Genomic DNA, 16,285 nt, shown 5'->3' with positions numbered 1-16,285 from the left:
GGCGGTGGTGCACGCGGTACAACCCGAAACAAAAGGACTGACTCTCACCCATGGACGCTCTGCTCTTCCCCCTCTTGCTGGCTCTCCTCGCCGGCTTCATGTTCTTGTCGATGCGGAAGCAGAAGAAGCGCGCGGCCGAGATGCAGGACATGCAGGCCTCGGTGTCGACGGGTACCCGCATCCAGCTGACCTCGGGCCTGTTCGGCACCGTCATCGACGCGGCGTCGTCCGACTACGTCGACGTGGAGATCGCCACCGGTGTGGTCACCCGCTGGAACCGTCTCGCGATCATGCGCGTCATCCCCACCGACGAGGCCGCCGCGACCTACCCGGGCCACACCGCGCCGGAGGCCGACTACACCGACTACGCCGACGACTCGGACTCGGTCAGCCTCGACAAGCCGTCGTCCGACGACGCGCGCGACACCGACAAGTAATCCCGGAGCAGCGCCGCGCCGTCGACCGGCGTGGCGCCTCCTGCCCACCTCCCGCGCATCCTGTCTTGCCGAGGTCTGCGTGCCCCCGCTGTGCTGAACAGCGCGTGCGCGCAGACCTTTCGGAGTCGGTGGGTCATGCGGTCCGAGCGCCCTCGGCCGGTTGACGTTCCCAAAGGAGACCTGAACAGCTGTGACAAGTCCTCGTTCGACCGCGAAGGCGGCCAAGTCCGCCGGCAAGCGGTCGCGACCGAGTCGAGAGATCCCGCCGTGGCGTCCGCTCGTGGCCTTCCTCGCTCTGCTCGCCGTCGTGTACGGGTTGATCTACTTCACCGGTCCCAAGACGCTCGAGCCCAAACTGGGCATCGACCTGCAGGGCGGAACCCGGGTGACGCTGACCGCGCGCACCGAGGACGGCAAGGAACCGACCCGCCAACAGCTCGATCAGGCCAAGCAGATCATCGAGCAGCGTGTGAACGGTCTCGGTGTCTCCGGATCCGAGGTCGTCGTCACCGGCAACAACCTCGTGATCACGGTGCCCGGTGAGGACGGCGCACAGGCCAAGTCGCTGAGCCAGACCGCGCGTCTGTACGTGCGGCCGGTCGTCGGCGCCACGGCGGCGACCCCGCAGCCGCCGAAGCCGGAGGACCAGGACGAGGACCAGGCCGACGGGATGCCCACCGAGGTGGCCGCGGCGGCGATCGCCGAACAGCGCAAGATCCGTCAGGCTCCGGGCGACGCCAAACAGGAGCAACTGGTCCCGCTGCAGGAGCAGATGGCGAAGATGGACTGCTCGCCGACCGCCAACGACCCACTGCGCGGCAACGATCTGCCCGATCAGTACCTGGTGGCGTGTTCCACCGACGGCAAGGAGGTCTACCTCCTCGGTCCGCAGATCATCGACGGCCGCGACATCAAGGACGCGTCGGCCGGCACCGATCCGCAGACCGGCGAATGGGTCGTCACCCTCGAGTTCAAGGGCAAGGCCGCGGACTTCTGGCCCAAGTACACCGCCCAGGAAGCGCCCAACCGCACGCAGACCGCGTTCACCCTCGACTCGGCCGTCGTCTCCGCGCCGGCCATCAACGAGCCGATCCCGGGCGGCCAGACCCGCATCAGCGGCAGCAGCGCCGACCCGTTCACCGAGAAGTCGTCCAACGAGCTCGCCAACGTGCTGAAGTACGGCTCGCTGCCGCTGTCGTTCAACGCCTCCGACGCCGAAACCGTCTCGGCCACACTGGGTCTCTCGTCGCTGAAGGCGGGCCTCCTCGCCGGCGCGATCGGCCTCGTCGCGGTGCTGATCTATGCACTGGCCTACTACCGGATGCTCGGCATCCTGACGACGCTGTCGCTGGTCCTCGCCGGCGCGATGGTCTACGGCATCATCGTCCTGCTCGGCCGCTGGATCGGGTTCACCCTCGACCTCGCGGGCATCGCCGGTCTGATCATCGGTATCGGTATGACCGCGGACTCGTTCGTCGTCTACTTCGAACGCATCAAGGACGAGATGCGTGAGGGTCGGAGCTTCCGCTCGGCCGTGCCACGCGGTTGGGCGAGTGCCCGTCGCACCATCTGGTCGGGTAACGCGGTGAGCTTCATCGCCGCCGCGGTCATCTACATCCTGGCGATCGGTGAGGTGCGCGGCTTCGCGTTCACCCTCGGACTCACCACCATCCTCGACGTCATGGTCGTGTTCCTGGTGACCCACCCGCTGGTGGTCTACGCGAGCCGGTCGTCGTTCCTGTCCAAGCCGAGCGTCAACGGCCTCGGCGCGGTCAGCGAGGTGGCCCGCGAGCGCAAGGTCGCGGCCCGCCGCCAGGCCGAGGCCGCCGAAGCAGCCCGTGCCGACGCGTCCACCAGCGAGAAGGGGACTGTGCGATGACCCGTCCGGACAACCCGAACAAGGACTCGCGGGAGCCCGGCGACACCGCGGTCGTCGAGCCGCCGTCACCGTCGACCGGTACCGACGCGGACTTCGTCTCCGACACCAAGCGCGGCTTCTTCGCCCGCCTCTACACCGGTACCGGTGCCTTCGAGATCGTCGGCAAGCGGAAGTTCTGGTACATCGTCACCGCCGCGATCATGCTGATCTGCCTGGCGTCGATCGCGATCCGGGGCTTCACCTTCGGCATCGATTTCGAGGGCGGCACCCAGATGTCGGTGCCGGTCGCCTCGTCGGAGATCACCGCCGACTCCGTCGAGAAGGTCGTCACCGAGGCACTCGGTGAGGAGCCCGAATCGGTCCAGACCGCCGGTGCCGGCAACAGCGCCACCGTGCAGGTGCGCACCGAGACCCTCGACCTGGCCCAGGCCGAGGCCGTGACCCGCGCTCTCACTGCGGAATTCGGTCCGGCACTGACCGCCTCGGAGGTCAGCATCTCCGACGTGAGCTCCACCTGGGGCCGTGAGATCACCGAGAAGATGGTCATCGCGCTCGCGGTGTTCCTCGTCATCGTGTTCGTCTACATCGCGGTCCGGTTCGACCGGGAGATGTCGATCGCGGCGATGGCATCCCTCGTCTTCGACATCGTGGCCACCGCGGGCGTCTACTCGCTGGTCGGCTGGGAGGTCACCCCGGCCACGGTGATCGGTCTGCTGACCATCCTCGGCTTCTCGCTCTACGACACGGTCGTGGTGTTCGACAAGGTGCAGGAGAACACCCGCTCGGTACTGCAGACAACTCGTCGGACCTATGGCGAGCAGGCGAACCTGGCGGTCAACCAGACGCTGATGCGATCGATCAACACGACCATCATCTCGGTCCTGCCGATCATCGCGCTGATGGTCGTGGCCGTCTGGCTGCTCGGCGTCGGCACGCTGAAGGACCTGGGTCTGATCCAGCTCGTCGGCGTCGTCGTCGGCACGTACTCCTCCATCTTCTTGGCCTCGCCGCTGCTGGTGACGCTGAAGGAACGCCGCGAGGACGTCTCCCGGCACACCGCCAAGGTGCTGAACCGTCGCGCCGGGATCGAGTCGGGCGTGGCTCCGAGCGCCGACGTCCGGCCGGTGCGCCGTCGTCGTGGCGCGGCCGACACGGACGACGCCGAACGGGTACCGACCGGCAAACGCCGTCGCAACCGTTAGTCTCACCCACGTGATCGTCAGGCACCGGGAGTTCATCAGGGTCCTGAGCCTGCTCGTCGGGATCGTCACGGGCGCCGGCGTCCTGACGGCCTGCGGCGACGACGGGCCCCCGACCATCGACTACGTGGTCGACGCCCACGTGACCAGCTACAACGCGAACACCGTCGACGGCAACGCCGACGGTGTGCTCATGGCCACCAGCCGTCTGTTGCCGGGTTTCAGCCTGCTCGGACCCCAGGGGCAGGTCATCCCGGACCGCGACGTCGGCACCGTGACCCGGATCCCGGGACGCGCACCGGCGCTGCGGTACGAGTTCACGCCCGAGGCGGCCTTCACCGACGAGGTCGCACTCGACTGCGACGACCTGATGCTGGCGTGGGCGGCGATGAGCGGACGTTTCCCGGGGTTCACGCCGGCGACGACCGCCGGGTACCGCGACATCGAGAAGGTGGAGTGCTCGCCCGGCGAGAAGTCGGCGACGGTCACGTTCGCGCCGGGTCGTGAGTACCGCAACTGGCTGTCGTTGTTCGGCGCGGGCACCTTGCTGCCGGCGCACATCGTGGCCCGCGAAGCCGGGCTCGCCAACGTCGTCGACCCCATCCGCGCGAAGGACCGCGGCGCGCTGGCCCGCATCGCGACGGCCTGGAACACCGGTTTCGACCTCACCTTCGGACCGGTAGACCATGCCCGGTTCCCGTCCTCCGGGCCGTACCGCATCGACCGCTACTCGCGGTCGGGCGGACTGGTCCTGGTCGCCAACGAATCGTGGTGGGGGGACAGGCCGGAGACCTCACGCATCGTGATCTGGGGTCGCGGAACCGATTCGACGCGCCGCCTGCCCGACGGCAAGTTCGACATCGTCGACGTCACCGCGGGCGTCGTAGAGGGCGACCTCGCCGGGACGTCGGGGCCCGACGGGCCGGCGTCACCCGCCCGGGCGATCGGTGTGGAACAGATCGTGCTCGCCGGCAAGGGCGTCTTCGGGGACGTGCGGATGCGCCAGGCGTTCGCCTCGTGCGTGCCGCGCGCCGACCTCGCCCGCGATTTCTCCGGTGGCGCCGCCGTCTGGAATCTGCGCGTCCTCGCACCCGCCGACAACCTCGCCGGTCCGATGAACCCCGAGTTCGGCCGCGCCTACCAGACTCCCGACCTCGAGCGGGCCCGGAACCTGCTGCGCGCCGCGACCGGTCAGGGTGCAGGGGACGGGAGCACGACCACCGCGAGTCTGCAGCCGCGGCGCGTCCGCATCGGTTACGTGGCGCCTACCCTGCGCTGGCAGCAGATGGTCGCGGCCATCGCGGCGTCGTGCCGGGATGCCGGCTTCGTCGTCGAGGATGTCGCCACACCCGACGTCCAGCCCGGCTCGCTGGGCAAGGACGTCGACGCGGTCATCATGGCCAGCGGCGACTCCTTCGCCGCGGCCGGCGCCGCCGACCCGAGCCGGGACGCCTACTCGTTGCGCGGCGGCGACCCGCTGAACCTCTCCGGGACGCGGGACCCACAGGTGAGTCGCGGGATCGATCAGTTCGCGGTCACCGTGTCCGAATCCGACCGGCTGCGGCTGGCCCGGTCGATCGAGAACGCGAGCTGGTCGTCGATGCCGTCGATACCCCTGTTCGCCTCGCCGCGCATCCGGCAGTGGAAGGATCAGGTGGGTGGTGTCGCCGCGGGACTCAGTCGCGCCGGCACCGGATGGAACATGGATCGATGGACGATCAGCAAGTGACAGTGCAGACAAATGGCAGGGGAGTTCTGATGGCCGGCGTGGTACCGGAACGGACCGCGGAAGCGGTCACACGTGCCCAGGCGGCGATCGCCCGGCACACCCGACTCGTCGACGACTTCCCGAGCCCCGGGATCGCCTTCAAGGACCTGACCCCGGTGCTCGCCGATGCCGTGGGGCTGTCGGCGATCGTCACCGCGCTGACGCACGGCTGTACCGAGATCGACCTCGTCGCCGGCATCGACGCCCGCGGCTTCCTCCTCGGCGGTGCGGTCGCCCGTGAGCTCGAGGTCGGGGTCCTCGCGGTGCGCAAGGGCGGCAAGCTGCCGCCGCCGGTGCACGCGGTCACCTACAGCCTCGAGTACGGCTCGGCGACGCTGGAGATCCCCGCGGACGGCCTCGACCTGACCGGGCAGCGTGTACTGCTCGTCGACGACGTCCTGGCCACCGGCGGTACCGCGGTCGCCGCGGCGGATCTGCTCAACCGGACCGGAGCGCGCGTGGTCGGGGTCGCGGTCATCATGGAGCTCGTCGGCCTCGGCGGCCGGGACACGATCGCCCGTGGACTCGGTCCGGACGTCCCCGTCCACTCGGTGGCGCTCGACTGACCGTCGGGGATCTAGACTCGAAAAGACCACGACACGCGGAGGAGGACCGGCAATGCCCGATGAATCCGGCACGGCTCAGCACTCCGTGACCCCTGCCGACGCGACCGGCGACGCCGTCGTCCAGGGTGCACCCGCCGCGACGTCGACCTCCCCGTCCGCCTCACGGCGCGTGCGCGCCCGCCTCGCCCGGCGGATGACCGCCACGCGCAGCCAGGTCCGCCCCGTCCTCGAGCCGCTGGTCACCCTGCACCGCGAGATCTACCCGAAGGCCGACGTCGCGCTCCTGCAGCGGGCCTACGACGTCGCCGAGGAGCGCCACAGCGGGCAGAAGCGCAAGTCCGGTGACCCCTACATCACCCATCCGCTGGCAGTCGCGACGATCCTCGCCGACCTCGGCATGGACACCACGACCCTGATCGCCGCGCTGCTGCACGACACGGTCGAGGACACCGGCTACTCACTGCAAGCGCTCGAACGCGACTTCGGTCAGGAGGTGGCACACCTCGTCGACGGCGTCACCAAACTCGACAAGGTCGCGCTGGGCAGCGCCGCCGAGGCCGAGACGATCCGCAAGATGATCATCGCGATGGCCCGCGACCCGCGGGTGCTCGTGATCAAGGTCGCCGACCGGTTGCACAACATGCGGACGATGCGTTTCCTCCCGCCGGAGAAGCAGGCGCGCAAGGCCCGCGAGACGCTGGAAGTCATTGCGCCGCTTGCTCATCGACTCGGTATGGCGACGGTCAAGTGGGAACTCGAGGACCTCTCCTTCGCGATCCTGCACCCCAAGCGGTACGAGGAGATCGTGCGCCTGGTCGCCGACCGCGCCCCGTCGCGCGACACCTACCTCGCCCGGGTCCGGGCCGACATCAACAACGCGCTGTCCGCGGCGCGGATCTCGGCAACCGTCGAGGGTCGGCCCAAGCACTACTGGTCGATCTATCAGAAGATGATCGTCAAGGGACGCGACTTCGACGACATCCACGACCTCGTCGGCATGCGCATCCTCTGCGAGGAGGACCGCGACTGCTACGCGGCCGTCGGCGTCGTCCACTCGCTGTGGCAGCCGATGGCCGGACGCTTCAAGGACTACATCGCGCAGCCGCGGTTCGGTGTCTACCAGTCGTTGCACACCACCGTGATCGGGCCCGAGGGCAAGCCGCTCGAGGTTCAGATCCGCACGCACGAGATGCACCGCACCGCCGAGTTCGGCATCGCCGCTCACTGGCGGTACAAGGAGAGCGGCTACCGCAAGTCGGGCAAGAAGTCCGACACCGCCGAGATCGACGACATGGCGTGGATGCGGCAGCTGCTCGACTGGCAGCGTGAGGCCGCCGACCCCGGCGAGTTCCTGGAGTCGCTGCGCTACGACCTCGCCGTCCGCGAGATCTTCGTCTTCACTCCGAAGGGCGACGTGGTCACGCTGCCCGCCGGATCGACGCCGGTCGACTTCGCCTACGCCGTCCACACCGAGGTCGGTCACCGTTGCATCGGCGCCCGCGTCAACGGCCGGCTGGTCGCGCTCGAACGCAAGCTCGAGAACGGTGAGGTGGTGGAGGTGTTCACCTCCAAGGCGCCGACCGCCGGGCCGTCGAAGGACTGGCAGACGTTCGTGGTGTCGCCGCGGGCCAAGGCCAAGATCCGGCAATGGTTCGCCAAGGAGCGCCGCGAGGAGGCCCTCGAGGCCGGCAAGGACGCGATCGCCAAGGAGGTCCGTCGCGGCGGACTCCCGTTGCAGCGCTTGCTGTCCGCGGAGTCGATGGCGGCGATCGCCAAGGAGTTGCGGTACAACGACGTCACCGCGCTGTACACCGCGGTGGGCGAGAACCACGTCTCCGCACGGCACGTCGTCAACCGCCTCGTCGCATCCCTCGGCGGCATCGAGGACGCGGAGGAGGCGCTCGCCGAGCGGTCCACCCCGTCGACGATGCCCACCCGCTCACGTCAGGGCGGCGATGCCGGCGTGGTCGTCGACGGCGTCGACAACGTGGTGATCAAACTCGCCAAATGCTGTACGCCCGTACCGGGTGACGACATCATGGGCTTCGTCACCCGCGGCGGCGGCATCAGCGTGCACCGCACCGACTGCACCAACGCGACCTCGCTGCAGCAGCAGTCCGAACGCATCCTCGACGTGTCGTGGGCGCCGTCCCCGGAATCGGTGTTCCTGGTGGCGATCCAGGTCGAGGCACTCGACCGCCATCGCCTGCTGTCCGACGTCACCAAGGTGCTCGCCGACGAACGCGTGAACATCCTGTCGGCGTCGGTCACCACCAGCCGCGACCGGGTGGCCATCTCCAAGTTCACCTTCGAGATGGGCGACCCCAAACACCTCGGCCACGTACTGAACGTGGTCCGCAACGTGGAGGGCGTCTACGACGTCTACCGCGTCACCTCGGCTGCGTGATCCACCACGCTGGTTGAGTAGGCGAGGAGCTTGCGACGAGCCGTATCGAAACCAGAGATCCCGTTGCGTTTCGTCCCGGATTCCGGGACAAAACGCAACGGGATCTTCGTTGGCTCAGCGGGTTTCGCTAGTCGATGACCGCGGTCTCGACGGTCACCGGGAGCTTCGGCTTGCCGTCACCGGGCTGGCTGCCGGCCGGGCCGGGGGTGATCCCGCCCTCGTAGATCTTGTCCAGCACGGCGAGTCCGGGCTCGTCGACCTTGCCCACGACGGAGTAGTCGGGACCCAGCTCGCTGTCGTTGATGACGATGAACAGCTGGCTCGACCCGGTGTTGGGGTTCTGGCCGCCCTGGCTGCTGTTGGCGATGGCCACGGTGCCGCGCGGGTAGACGACCGGCTGCGATCCGGTCATCGGATCGGGCTGCCCGACCTTCTTCAGGTCCGTCGGCGGCTCGTCGGGGCTGGTCCAGCCGGGACCGCTCATGCCGGTGCCGGTGGGGTCGCCGCACTGCAGGATCTTCAGCTTGTCGCTGGTGGTCATGCGGTGGCAGGTGGTGTCGTCGTAGAACTTGTTCTCGATCAGCGAGGTGACCGCGGCGACGTTGCAGGGGGCGCCGTCACGCTCCAGCGTGACCGGCAGGACGCCCTGGGTGGTGGTGAAGGTGGCCTGCTCGGTGCCGGACTTCAGGACCTTGTCGTCGGGCCTGGGGGACTTGCGCTCGTTCTTCGCGGCAGCCTTCAGCTCGTCGAGTTCGGCCTGGTACTGCGGACGCTGGTCCGCCGGCACGTTGTCGGGAACCTGGTCGGGGAGCTGGTCGAAGCGGCTCGGGGAGTCCTCGAACGCGCAACTCGTCCAGCGGGCGGCCTCGCGGTCGTCCATGATCTTCTTCACCACGACGGCGGTCACGCCGGCGACGACGGCGACCACGACGGCAGTCGAGACCGAGGCGATGACGATCTTCCGCTTGCGCCGGGCGCGGCGCTCGGTTTCGAGGCGTTCCTCGAGCTTCCGCTTCGCTGCCTCGCGGCGCTCCTCATTGGTGGTCACGCGGGTGGATCCTCCTGAATCCCGGCACATGGTGCCGTCTCAGCTGTACAGCATCGTCGTGCCGACAATCTGCGCGGATGTCACTTACTCGAGAGGCAAGTGTGCCAGTTGTACCTGAGAACGTCGCTCAGCGGGTGTTGGAGTGGGGTGTCGCGGTCGGCGAAACGACGCGTGGAGAACCGGCTGTCGGTCGCCGTGGGCAGCTAGGACACAATGGAAGGACCCGCGACCCTCGAGGAGTGCCATGCTGATCACCGGATTCCCCGCCGGCATGTTCCAGACGAACTGTTACCTCGTGGCGGCCGAAGCCGGATCGGATGCGGTGATCATCGACCCGGGCCAGGACGCCGCACCCCGCGTGCGCGAATTGCTCGCCGAGCACGACCTCACCCCGGTCGCCGTCCTGCTGACCCACGGGCACCTGGACCACACCTGGAACGCCACCCAGCTCTGCGACGAGTACTCCATCCCCGCCTACATCCATGCCGCCGACCGGCCGATGCTGACCGACCCCGGCCTGGGCATCGGGCGAGCGCTCGGCGCGATGATCGGGGACGAGAAGTTCCGCGAGCCGGAGAAGGTCATCGAGTTCGACGACGGTGAACCGGTCGAGCTCGCCGGCATCCACTTCGCGGTGGACCTCGCGCCCGGGCACACCCAGGGGTCGGTGCTGCTGACCGTCGACGTGGCCGTGCCGGGGGAGTCGGAGTCCGACGCCCCGACGACCGTGCCGGTCTGCTTCTCCGGCGACGTGCTGTTCGCCGGCTCCATCGGACGCACCGACCTGCCCGGCGGCAGCCATCAGCAGCTGCTCGACTCGATCGCCGCGAAGCTCCTGCCGATGCCGGACGACACCCTGGTGCTGCCCGGCCACGGGCCGCAGACCACCATCGCGCAAGAACGCGCCACCAACCCCTTCCTGGTCGACCTGCGGGCTCCGGGAACCGACACCACCATCCCCACTGATCGACCGAAGGGACGACACGGACTGTGAGCGGAGCATTTCAGGCACCCCGGGGTATCCCGGACTACTTCCCGCCGAACTCGGCGGATTTCCGGAAGGTGCGGGACACGCTCACCGACGCGGCGCGTCGTGCGGGATACGGGCACATCGAGTTGCCGATCTTCGAGGACACCGCGCTGTTCGCCCGCGGCGTCGGCGAGTCGACCGACGTCGTCAGCAAGGAGATGTACACGTTCAACGACCGCGGTGACCGATCGGTGACGCTACGTCCCGAGGGCACCGCAGGTGTGGTGCGCGCGGTCATCCAGCACGGACTCGACCGCGGACAGCTGCCGGTCAAGGTCTGCTACGCGGGACCGTTCTTCCGCTACGAGAAGCCGCAGACCGGTCGCTACCGTCAGCTGCAGCAGGTCGGCGTCGAGGCCATCGGCGTCGACGACCCGGCACTCGACGCCGAGGTCGTGGCCGTCGCCGACGAGGGCTACAAGCGTCTCGGACTCTCCGGCTACCGCCTCGAGATCACCTCACTCGGCGACGATGCGAGCCGTCCCCGCTACCGGGAGGCGTTGCAGGAGTTCCTGTTCAAGCTCGACCTCGACGAGGCGACCCGAAAGCGCGCCGAGATCAACCCGCTGCGCGTGCTCGACGACAAGCGTCCGGAGATCAAGGAGGCGACCGCGAACGCGCCGCTGCTGATCGACTACCTGTCCGACGAGGCGAAGGCGCACTTCGACCTCGTGCTGGCCAACCTGGACCGGCTCGGCGTCTCCTACGAGATCAACCCGCGACTCGTGCGCGGCCTGGATTACTACACCAAGACCACCTTCGAGTTCGTCCACGACGGCCTCGGCGCGCAGTCGGGCATCGGCGGCGGTGGCCGCTACGACGGCCTCATGCGTCAGCTCGGCGCCAAACAGGATCTGTCCGGCATCGGCTTCGGCATCGGCGTCGACCGCACGATGCTGGCCCTCGAGGCCGAGGGTGTCGCCGGCACGCAGGCGGCACGTTGCCAGGTTTTCGGTGTCCCGCTCGGCGCGGACGCCAAGGCCGAACTGGTCGGCGTCGCAGGTGCTTTGCGTGCCGCGGGCGTCAGCGTCGACCTCGCCTACGGCGACCGCGGACTCAAGGGTGCGATGAAGGCCGCCGACCGGTCCGGCGCCCGTCTGGCACTGGTGCTCGGCGAGAACGAACTCGCGGAGCGCCAGGTCGAGGTGAAGGACCTGAGCAACGGTGAGCAGCACCGCATCTCGCTCGACGACGTCGTCGCCGAGGTCAACCGACTCCTGCGCTGAAAAGCGCCCCTGAGATCCGCCCTCCACAGGTCCGCCGCCGACATATCGTCGGCGCCGGTCCTCTGGAGGGTGCTTTCTAGGGGCGGATTTCGTCGCCGTCGCGGGTCATCTCGTCGGCCAGCACATCCAGCGACACCCCGCCCAGAGCCAGTGCGCGCGAGTGGAAGTCCTTGAGCGTCCACTCCGGGTGAGCGCTGAGGGCGGCGTGCCGCGTCTGTTCCCAGACCCGTTGTCCCAGTGCGTACGACGGCGCTTGACCCGGCCAGCCGAGGTAGCGGTCGAGTTCGAAGCGCAGCACGGAATGGTCCATGGCCACCGAGGCGGTCAGGAACTCCCACGCCTTGTCGGCATCCCAGATCCCGCCGCCCAGGGACTCCGGCGCGGGCAGGCGGCAGTGCACGCCGATGTCGACGACGACCCGCGCCGCGCGCAGTCGCTGCGAGTCGAGCATGCCCATCCGGTCGCCCGGATCCTCGAGCCAGCCGAGCTCGTCCATCAGTCGCTCGGCGTAGAGGGCCCAACCCTCGCCGTGACCGGAGGTGAACGACGCCAGTTTGCGCCAGGCGTTCAGGTCGGGATCGACGATGGCCGAACCGAGTTGGAGGTGATGGCCGGGGACACCCTCGTGGTAGACGGTCGTCTTCTCCTGCCACGTGTGGAAGACGGTCTGGTCGTCGGGGACCGCCCACCACATCCGGCCCGGACGGGAGAGATCGGCGGTCGGCTGCGTGTAGTAGATGATCCCGGTCGACGACGGCGCGAGCCGGCATTCGAGCCGAGACAGGCGGGCGGGGATGTCGAAGTGCCGCCCGGCGAGTCCGGTGACGGCGGCGTCCGAGGTCTCCTGCATCCAGTCGACGAACTCGTGGCGATCGTGGATCTGGTATTGCGGCTGGCGATCCAGCCAGGCGAGTGCCTCGGCGACGCCGCGTCCGGGCAGGAGCGACTCGGCGATCTCGTGCTGTTCGGCGACGATCTGCTCGAGGCGGGTCAGCGCCCAGGCGTAGGCGTCCTCGGGATCGGCGTCGGCACCGAGATACGACGGCAGGTGGAGCAGATAACGATCCCGGCCCACCGCATCGTCGTCGACGGAGGCCGGCAGGACCTCGGTCTCCAGAAAGTTGGCGAACGTGCCGAACGCGGTGCGGGCCGCGTCGAGGGCGGTGCCGAGCGTTCCGGCGAGCGCCGGGTCGGCAGCGATCGGCGCCGTGTTGTCGGTGATGGCGTCGGTGGCCGAATCAGCCTGTCGTACCACGGCCACGACCTGTCGTCGCGCGATCGGGGGACCGTGCCGCAGGCGGTGCGCCAGCCCGTCGACGGCCCGGTTCAACGCACCCGGGATCGCGGTGAGCCGGGCGAGGAACACCTCGCGGTCGGCACGGGTGTCGGTGGGCATCAGGTCGAAGATGTCGCGCAGCGCCTGAAGCGGTGACGCGATCACGTTGCACTCGCCGATGTGCTCGCCGGCCTCGGCGAGGGCGAGTTCGCGCCGCAGCGACGCGGACATCGTCGCGACCGTCACCCGGTCGATCGCGTCGACGACGGGTGCCTTGCCGAGCACCGCCAACGTGTCGGCGGCGACCGCGGCCCGTTCGGCACAGGCCTGCGCGGAGAAGTCGGTCAGGGCGTCGTCGTGCCCGCCGTGGCCGATCTCGGTGCCGAGCAGGGGATCGAGTTCACACAACCGGTCGAGGTGCGCCTCGGCGATCGCATCCACCTCGGTGCGTTCGCGGGGGCTCGTGGGGGTCGCGGCGGTGGGGGTCATCTCGGAGTCGCGTCAGAGATCGTTGGTCGCGAAGGTGTCGCAGCGGTTGGGGTCGCCCGACTGGTATCCGATGCCGAACCACTTCGCGCGCTGCGTGGCCGAGCCGTGTGTCCAGCCCTCGGGGTTGGAGCCGGGCCCCTGGATGGTGTCGTCGCCGATGGCCTTCGCGGTCTGGATGACGGTCGCGATCTGCTGTTCGGAGATGGGGGCGAGCAGCGCGTCGGGACCGTTGTCGGCGTGCTGGGCCCAGACGCCGGCGAGGCAGTCGGCCTGCAGTTCCACGCGCACCGAACCCGACCGCGGTCCCTGTGAGCCCATCCGCTGGCCCTTGGCGAGGGCGCCGGTCAGGTTCTGCACATGGTGGCCGTACTCGTGGGCCACCACGTACTCCTGGGCGAGGGGGCCGTCGCTGCCGCCCATGCGGCGCAGCTGCGTGAAGAACGACGGATCGAAGTAGGCGGTTCGGTCGGCGGGGCAGTAGAACGGGCCGGTCGCGGCACTCGCCGCGCCACACCCGGTGTTCACCGAGTCGGCGAAGATGACCGTCTTCGGCGGCTGGTACCCCGGCATGAGCTCCGACCACACGTCGTCGAGGCTGACGGTGGTCGCCTTGATCCGGCAGATGGTGTTCTCGTTGGCCATCTCCCAGGTGCAGGAGTCGAGCTGCTGCTGGATCTCGGCCGCATCCGACGAGGTGCCCTGCTGGGGAGCCTGGCTGCCGAGGAGTTCGCCGGGGTTCACGCCGAACAGCAGGGCCACGATCGTGATGATCAGACCTGCACCACCGCCGAGCGCGATCCGCCCGACACCGCCACCTCCGCCGCCACCGCCGGAGACGTTGCCGGTGCCGATCGATCCGCTGCCTTGGAATGTCACGCGGTCATTCTGGCACGATGCGGTGCGCGAACCGGACATCTCCGGGTGGCCGGGTTCAGGACACCGACGCCGATGCGGCACGATGGGTACCTGGCCTGCGTTTCCACCGGGTCACGAACAAGCCGACACAAACAACGCCGCCGACGCCGCCCGCGAGACCGGGCCGGCCGCATGACGTTGGGAAGGACTCTCAGTGCTCCGCACGCATTCCGCAGGTTCGCTGCGCCGGGCCGACGCGTCGCAGACCGTCACCGTCGCCGGTTGGGTCGCGCGCCGACGCGACCACGGCGGTGTGGTGTTCATCGACCTGCGCGACTCCACCGGTCTGGTGCAGGTGGTCTTCCGCGAGGAGTCGGTCGCCGCGGCCGCCCACCGCCTGCGCGCCGAGTACTGCGTTGCCGTCACCGGCGTGGTCGAGGTCCGTCCCGAGGGCAGCGAGAACCCGAATCTGAGCTCCGGTGAGATCGAGATCAACGCCGTCGAACTCGAGGTGCTCAACGAGTCGGCGCCGCTGCCGTTCCAGCTCGACGAGTCGCCGGGTGAAGAGGCGCGTCTGCGTCACCGCTACCTCGACCTCCGCCGCGAGGGCCCGAGCGCCGCGCTGCGCCTGCGCTCTAAGGCCAACGCCGCCGCCCGCGGTGTCCTCGCCGCCCACGACTTCGTGGAGGTCGAGACCCCGACGCTGACCCGCTCGACGCCCGAGGGCGCCCGCGACTTCCTGGTGCCTGCACGTCTGCAGCCCGGCACCTTCTACGCCCTGCCGCAGAGCCCGCAGCTGTTCAAGCAGCTGCTGATGGTCGCGGGTATGGAGCGCTACTACCAGATCGCGCGCTGCTACCGCGACGAGGATTTCCGCGCCGACCGTCAGCCGGAGTTCACCCAGCTCGACATCGAGATGAGTTTCGTCGACCAGGACGACGTCATCGCGGTCGCCGAGGAGATCCTGGTGGCCTTGTGGAAGCTGATCGGCGTCGACATCTCGACCCCGATCCCGCGCATGACCTACGCCGACGCGATGCGTCGCTTCGGCTCGGACAAGCCGGATCTGCGTTTCGGCATCGAACTCGTCGAGTGCGCCGAGTACTTCAAGGACACCCCGTTCCGCGTCTTCCAGGCCCCGTACGTCGGCGCCGTCGTCATGCCGGGCGGTGCCTCGCAGCCGCGTCGTCAGCTCGACGCCTGGCAGGAGTGGGCCAAGCAGCGCGGCGCCCGCGGTCTCGCCTACGTGCTCATCGCCGAGGACGGCACGCTGTCCGGCCCGGTCGCCAAGAACCTGTCCGAGGAGGAACGCGCCGGTCTCGCCGCTCACGTCGGCGCGAACCCGGGCGACTGCGTCTTCTTCGGTGCGGGCGAGGTCAAGCCGACACGCGCGCTGCTCGGCGCGGCCCGCGGCGAGATCGCCTCGAAGCTCGGCCTCATCAAAGACGGCGACTGGGCGTTCACCTGGGTCGTCGACGCGCCGATGTTCGAGCCGACCGCCGACGCCACCGCCTCCGGTGACGTCGCGCTCGGCCACTCGGCCTGGACCGCGGTGCACCACGCGTTCACCTCGCCCAAGCCGGAGTCGATCGAGAAGCTCGACACCGATCCGGGCGAGGCCCTGGCCTACGCCTACGACATCGTCTGCAACGGAAACGAGATCGGCGGCGGCTCGATCCGTATCCACCAGCGCGACGTCCAGGAACGCGTCTTCGAGATCATGGGCATCGGCCACGACGAGGCGCAGGAGAAGTTCGGCTTCCTCCTCGACGCCTTCGCCTACGGCGCCCCGCCGCACGGCGGCATCGCCTTCGGCTGGGACCGCATCACCGCGCTGCTCGCCGGTGAGTCCTCCATCCGCGAGGTCATCGCCTTCCCGAAGTCCGGCGGCGGCGTCGACCCGCTGACCGATGCACCCGCGGCGATCACCCCGCAGCAGCGCAAGGAGTCGGGTATCGACGCCAAGCCGGCACCGCGCGGCGGAGCCGAGCAGGCCGAGGGTGCGGCCGAGAAGGCAGCAGCCGACAAGTAGACCCCGGAGCAACGAAAAGCGGTGGCCGAGCGTGAGTTCGGCCACCGCTTTCGTCTCGGCGGTTTCGACGGCG

12 protein-coding genes are annotated in these 16,285 nt (G+C 69.0%); 9 read left to right on the top strand and 3 right to left on the bottom strand.

Annotation, left to right across the window (positions count from 1 at the left end; genetic code table 11):
- Positions 1 to 50: 50 nt before the first annotated feature.
- From yajC to LQD00_RS21805, 6 genes are all read left to right on the top strand, one after another.
- Positions 51 to 437 carry a preprotein translocase subunit YajC gene (gene yajC / locus LQD00_RS21830; RefSeq protein WP_006866366.1) on the top strand — a complete coding sequence of 129 codons (387 nt, stop codon included), beginning with the start codon at positions 51 to 53 and terminating at the stop codon, positions 435 to 437.
- Between the two features lie 190 nt (positions 438 to 627).
- Positions 628 to 2,316 (top strand): protein translocase subunit SecD, encoded by a 1,689-nt coding sequence (secD, locus tag LQD00_RS21825; protein ID WP_006866365.1) that lies wholly within the window; start codon positions 628 to 630, stop codon positions 2,314 to 2,316.
- Positions 2,313 to 3,518: a protein translocase subunit SecF gene (gene secF / locus LQD00_RS21820; RefSeq protein ID WP_232719381.1), complete on the top strand. Its 1,206-nt coding sequence runs from the start codon at positions 2,313 to 2,315 to the stop codon at positions 3,516 to 3,518. The genes secD and secF overlap by 4 nt, the downstream gene beginning before the upstream one ends.
- A gap of 10 nt (positions 3,519 to 3,528) precedes the next feature.
- Positions 3,529 to 5,244: an ABC transporter substrate-binding protein gene (locus LQD00_RS21815; protein WP_232719380.1), complete on the top strand. Its 1,716-nt coding sequence runs from the start codon at positions 3,529 to 3,531 to the stop codon at positions 5,242 to 5,244.
- A 29-nt stretch (positions 5,245 to 5,273) separates the two neighbouring features.
- Positions 5,274 to 5,849, top strand: coding sequence for an adenine phosphoribosyltransferase (locus LQD00_RS21810; protein ID WP_232719379.1), 576 nt, complete (start codon positions 5,274 to 5,276; stop codon positions 5,847 to 5,849).
- 52 nt (positions 5,850 to 5,901) lie between these two features.
- Complete coding sequence (locus tag LQD00_RS21805) at positions 5,902 to 8,256, top strand: RelA/SpoT family protein (protein ID WP_232719378.1); 2,355 nt, start codon at positions 5,902 to 5,904, stop codon at positions 8,254 to 8,256.
- 127 nt (positions 8,257 to 8,383) lie between these two features.
- Here the strand turns inward: LQD00_RS21805 and LQD00_RS21800 are convergent, their stop codons facing one another.
- Complete coding sequence (locus tag LQD00_RS21800) at positions 8,384 to 9,304, bottom strand: peptidylprolyl isomerase (RefSeq protein WP_232719377.1); 921 nt, start codon at positions 9,302 to 9,304, stop codon at positions 8,384 to 8,386.
- 244 nt (positions 9,305 to 9,548) lie between these two features.
- Between LQD00_RS21800 and LQD00_RS21795 the strand changes: the two genes are divergently transcribed.
- Together LQD00_RS21795 and hisS are read left to right on the top strand one after the other, a co-directional pair.
- A complete protein-coding gene (locus tag LQD00_RS21795) occupies positions 9,549 to 10,298 on the top strand; it encodes an MBL fold metallo-hydrolase (RefSeq protein ID WP_232719376.1) in 750 nt (249 codons plus the stop codon).
- Positions 10,295 to 11,560: a histidine--tRNA ligase gene (gene hisS, locus LQD00_RS21790; protein WP_232719375.1), complete on the top strand. Its 1,266-nt coding sequence runs from the start codon at positions 10,295 to 10,297 to the stop codon at positions 11,558 to 11,560. Before LQD00_RS21795 ends, hisS begins: the two co-directional genes overlap by 4 nt.
- Positions 11,561 to 11,636: 76 nt before the next feature.
- Here hisS and LQD00_RS21785 read toward each other — a convergent pair whose 3' ends face one another.
- Entirely contained in the window at positions 11,637 to 13,325 is a 1,689-nt protein-coding gene (locus LQD00_RS21785; protein ID WP_232719374.1) for a DUF885 domain-containing protein, read from the bottom strand.
- 12 nt (positions 13,326 to 13,337) lie between these two features.
- The gene (ypfJ, locus tag LQD00_RS21780) at positions 13,338 to 14,201 is read right to left on the bottom strand and encodes a KPN_02809 family neutral zinc metallopeptidase (RefSeq protein ID WP_232719373.1); all 864 of its coding nucleotides are present in this window, start codon (positions 14,199 to 14,201) and stop codon (positions 13,338 to 13,340) included.
- A gap of 193 nt (positions 14,202 to 14,394) precedes the next feature.
- Here ypfJ and aspS point away from each other — a divergent pair, with 193 nt between their 5' ends.
- Positions 14,395 to 16,212, top strand: a complete 1,818-nt coding sequence (aspS, locus tag LQD00_RS21775) for an aspartate--tRNA ligase (protein ID WP_232719372.1) — start codon at positions 14,395 to 14,397, stop codon at positions 16,210 to 16,212.
- Positions 16,213 to 16,285: the final 73 nt, after the last annotated feature.

The organism is Gordonia metallireducens (assembly GCF_021245825.1).
Classification (GTDB): domain Bacteria; phylum Actinomycetota; class Actinomycetes; order Mycobacteriales; family Mycobacteriaceae; genus Gordonia; species Gordonia namibiensis.
Note: the sequence above shows the minus strand (reverse complement) of the source record. Positions and strands in the feature narration are given on the sequence as shown.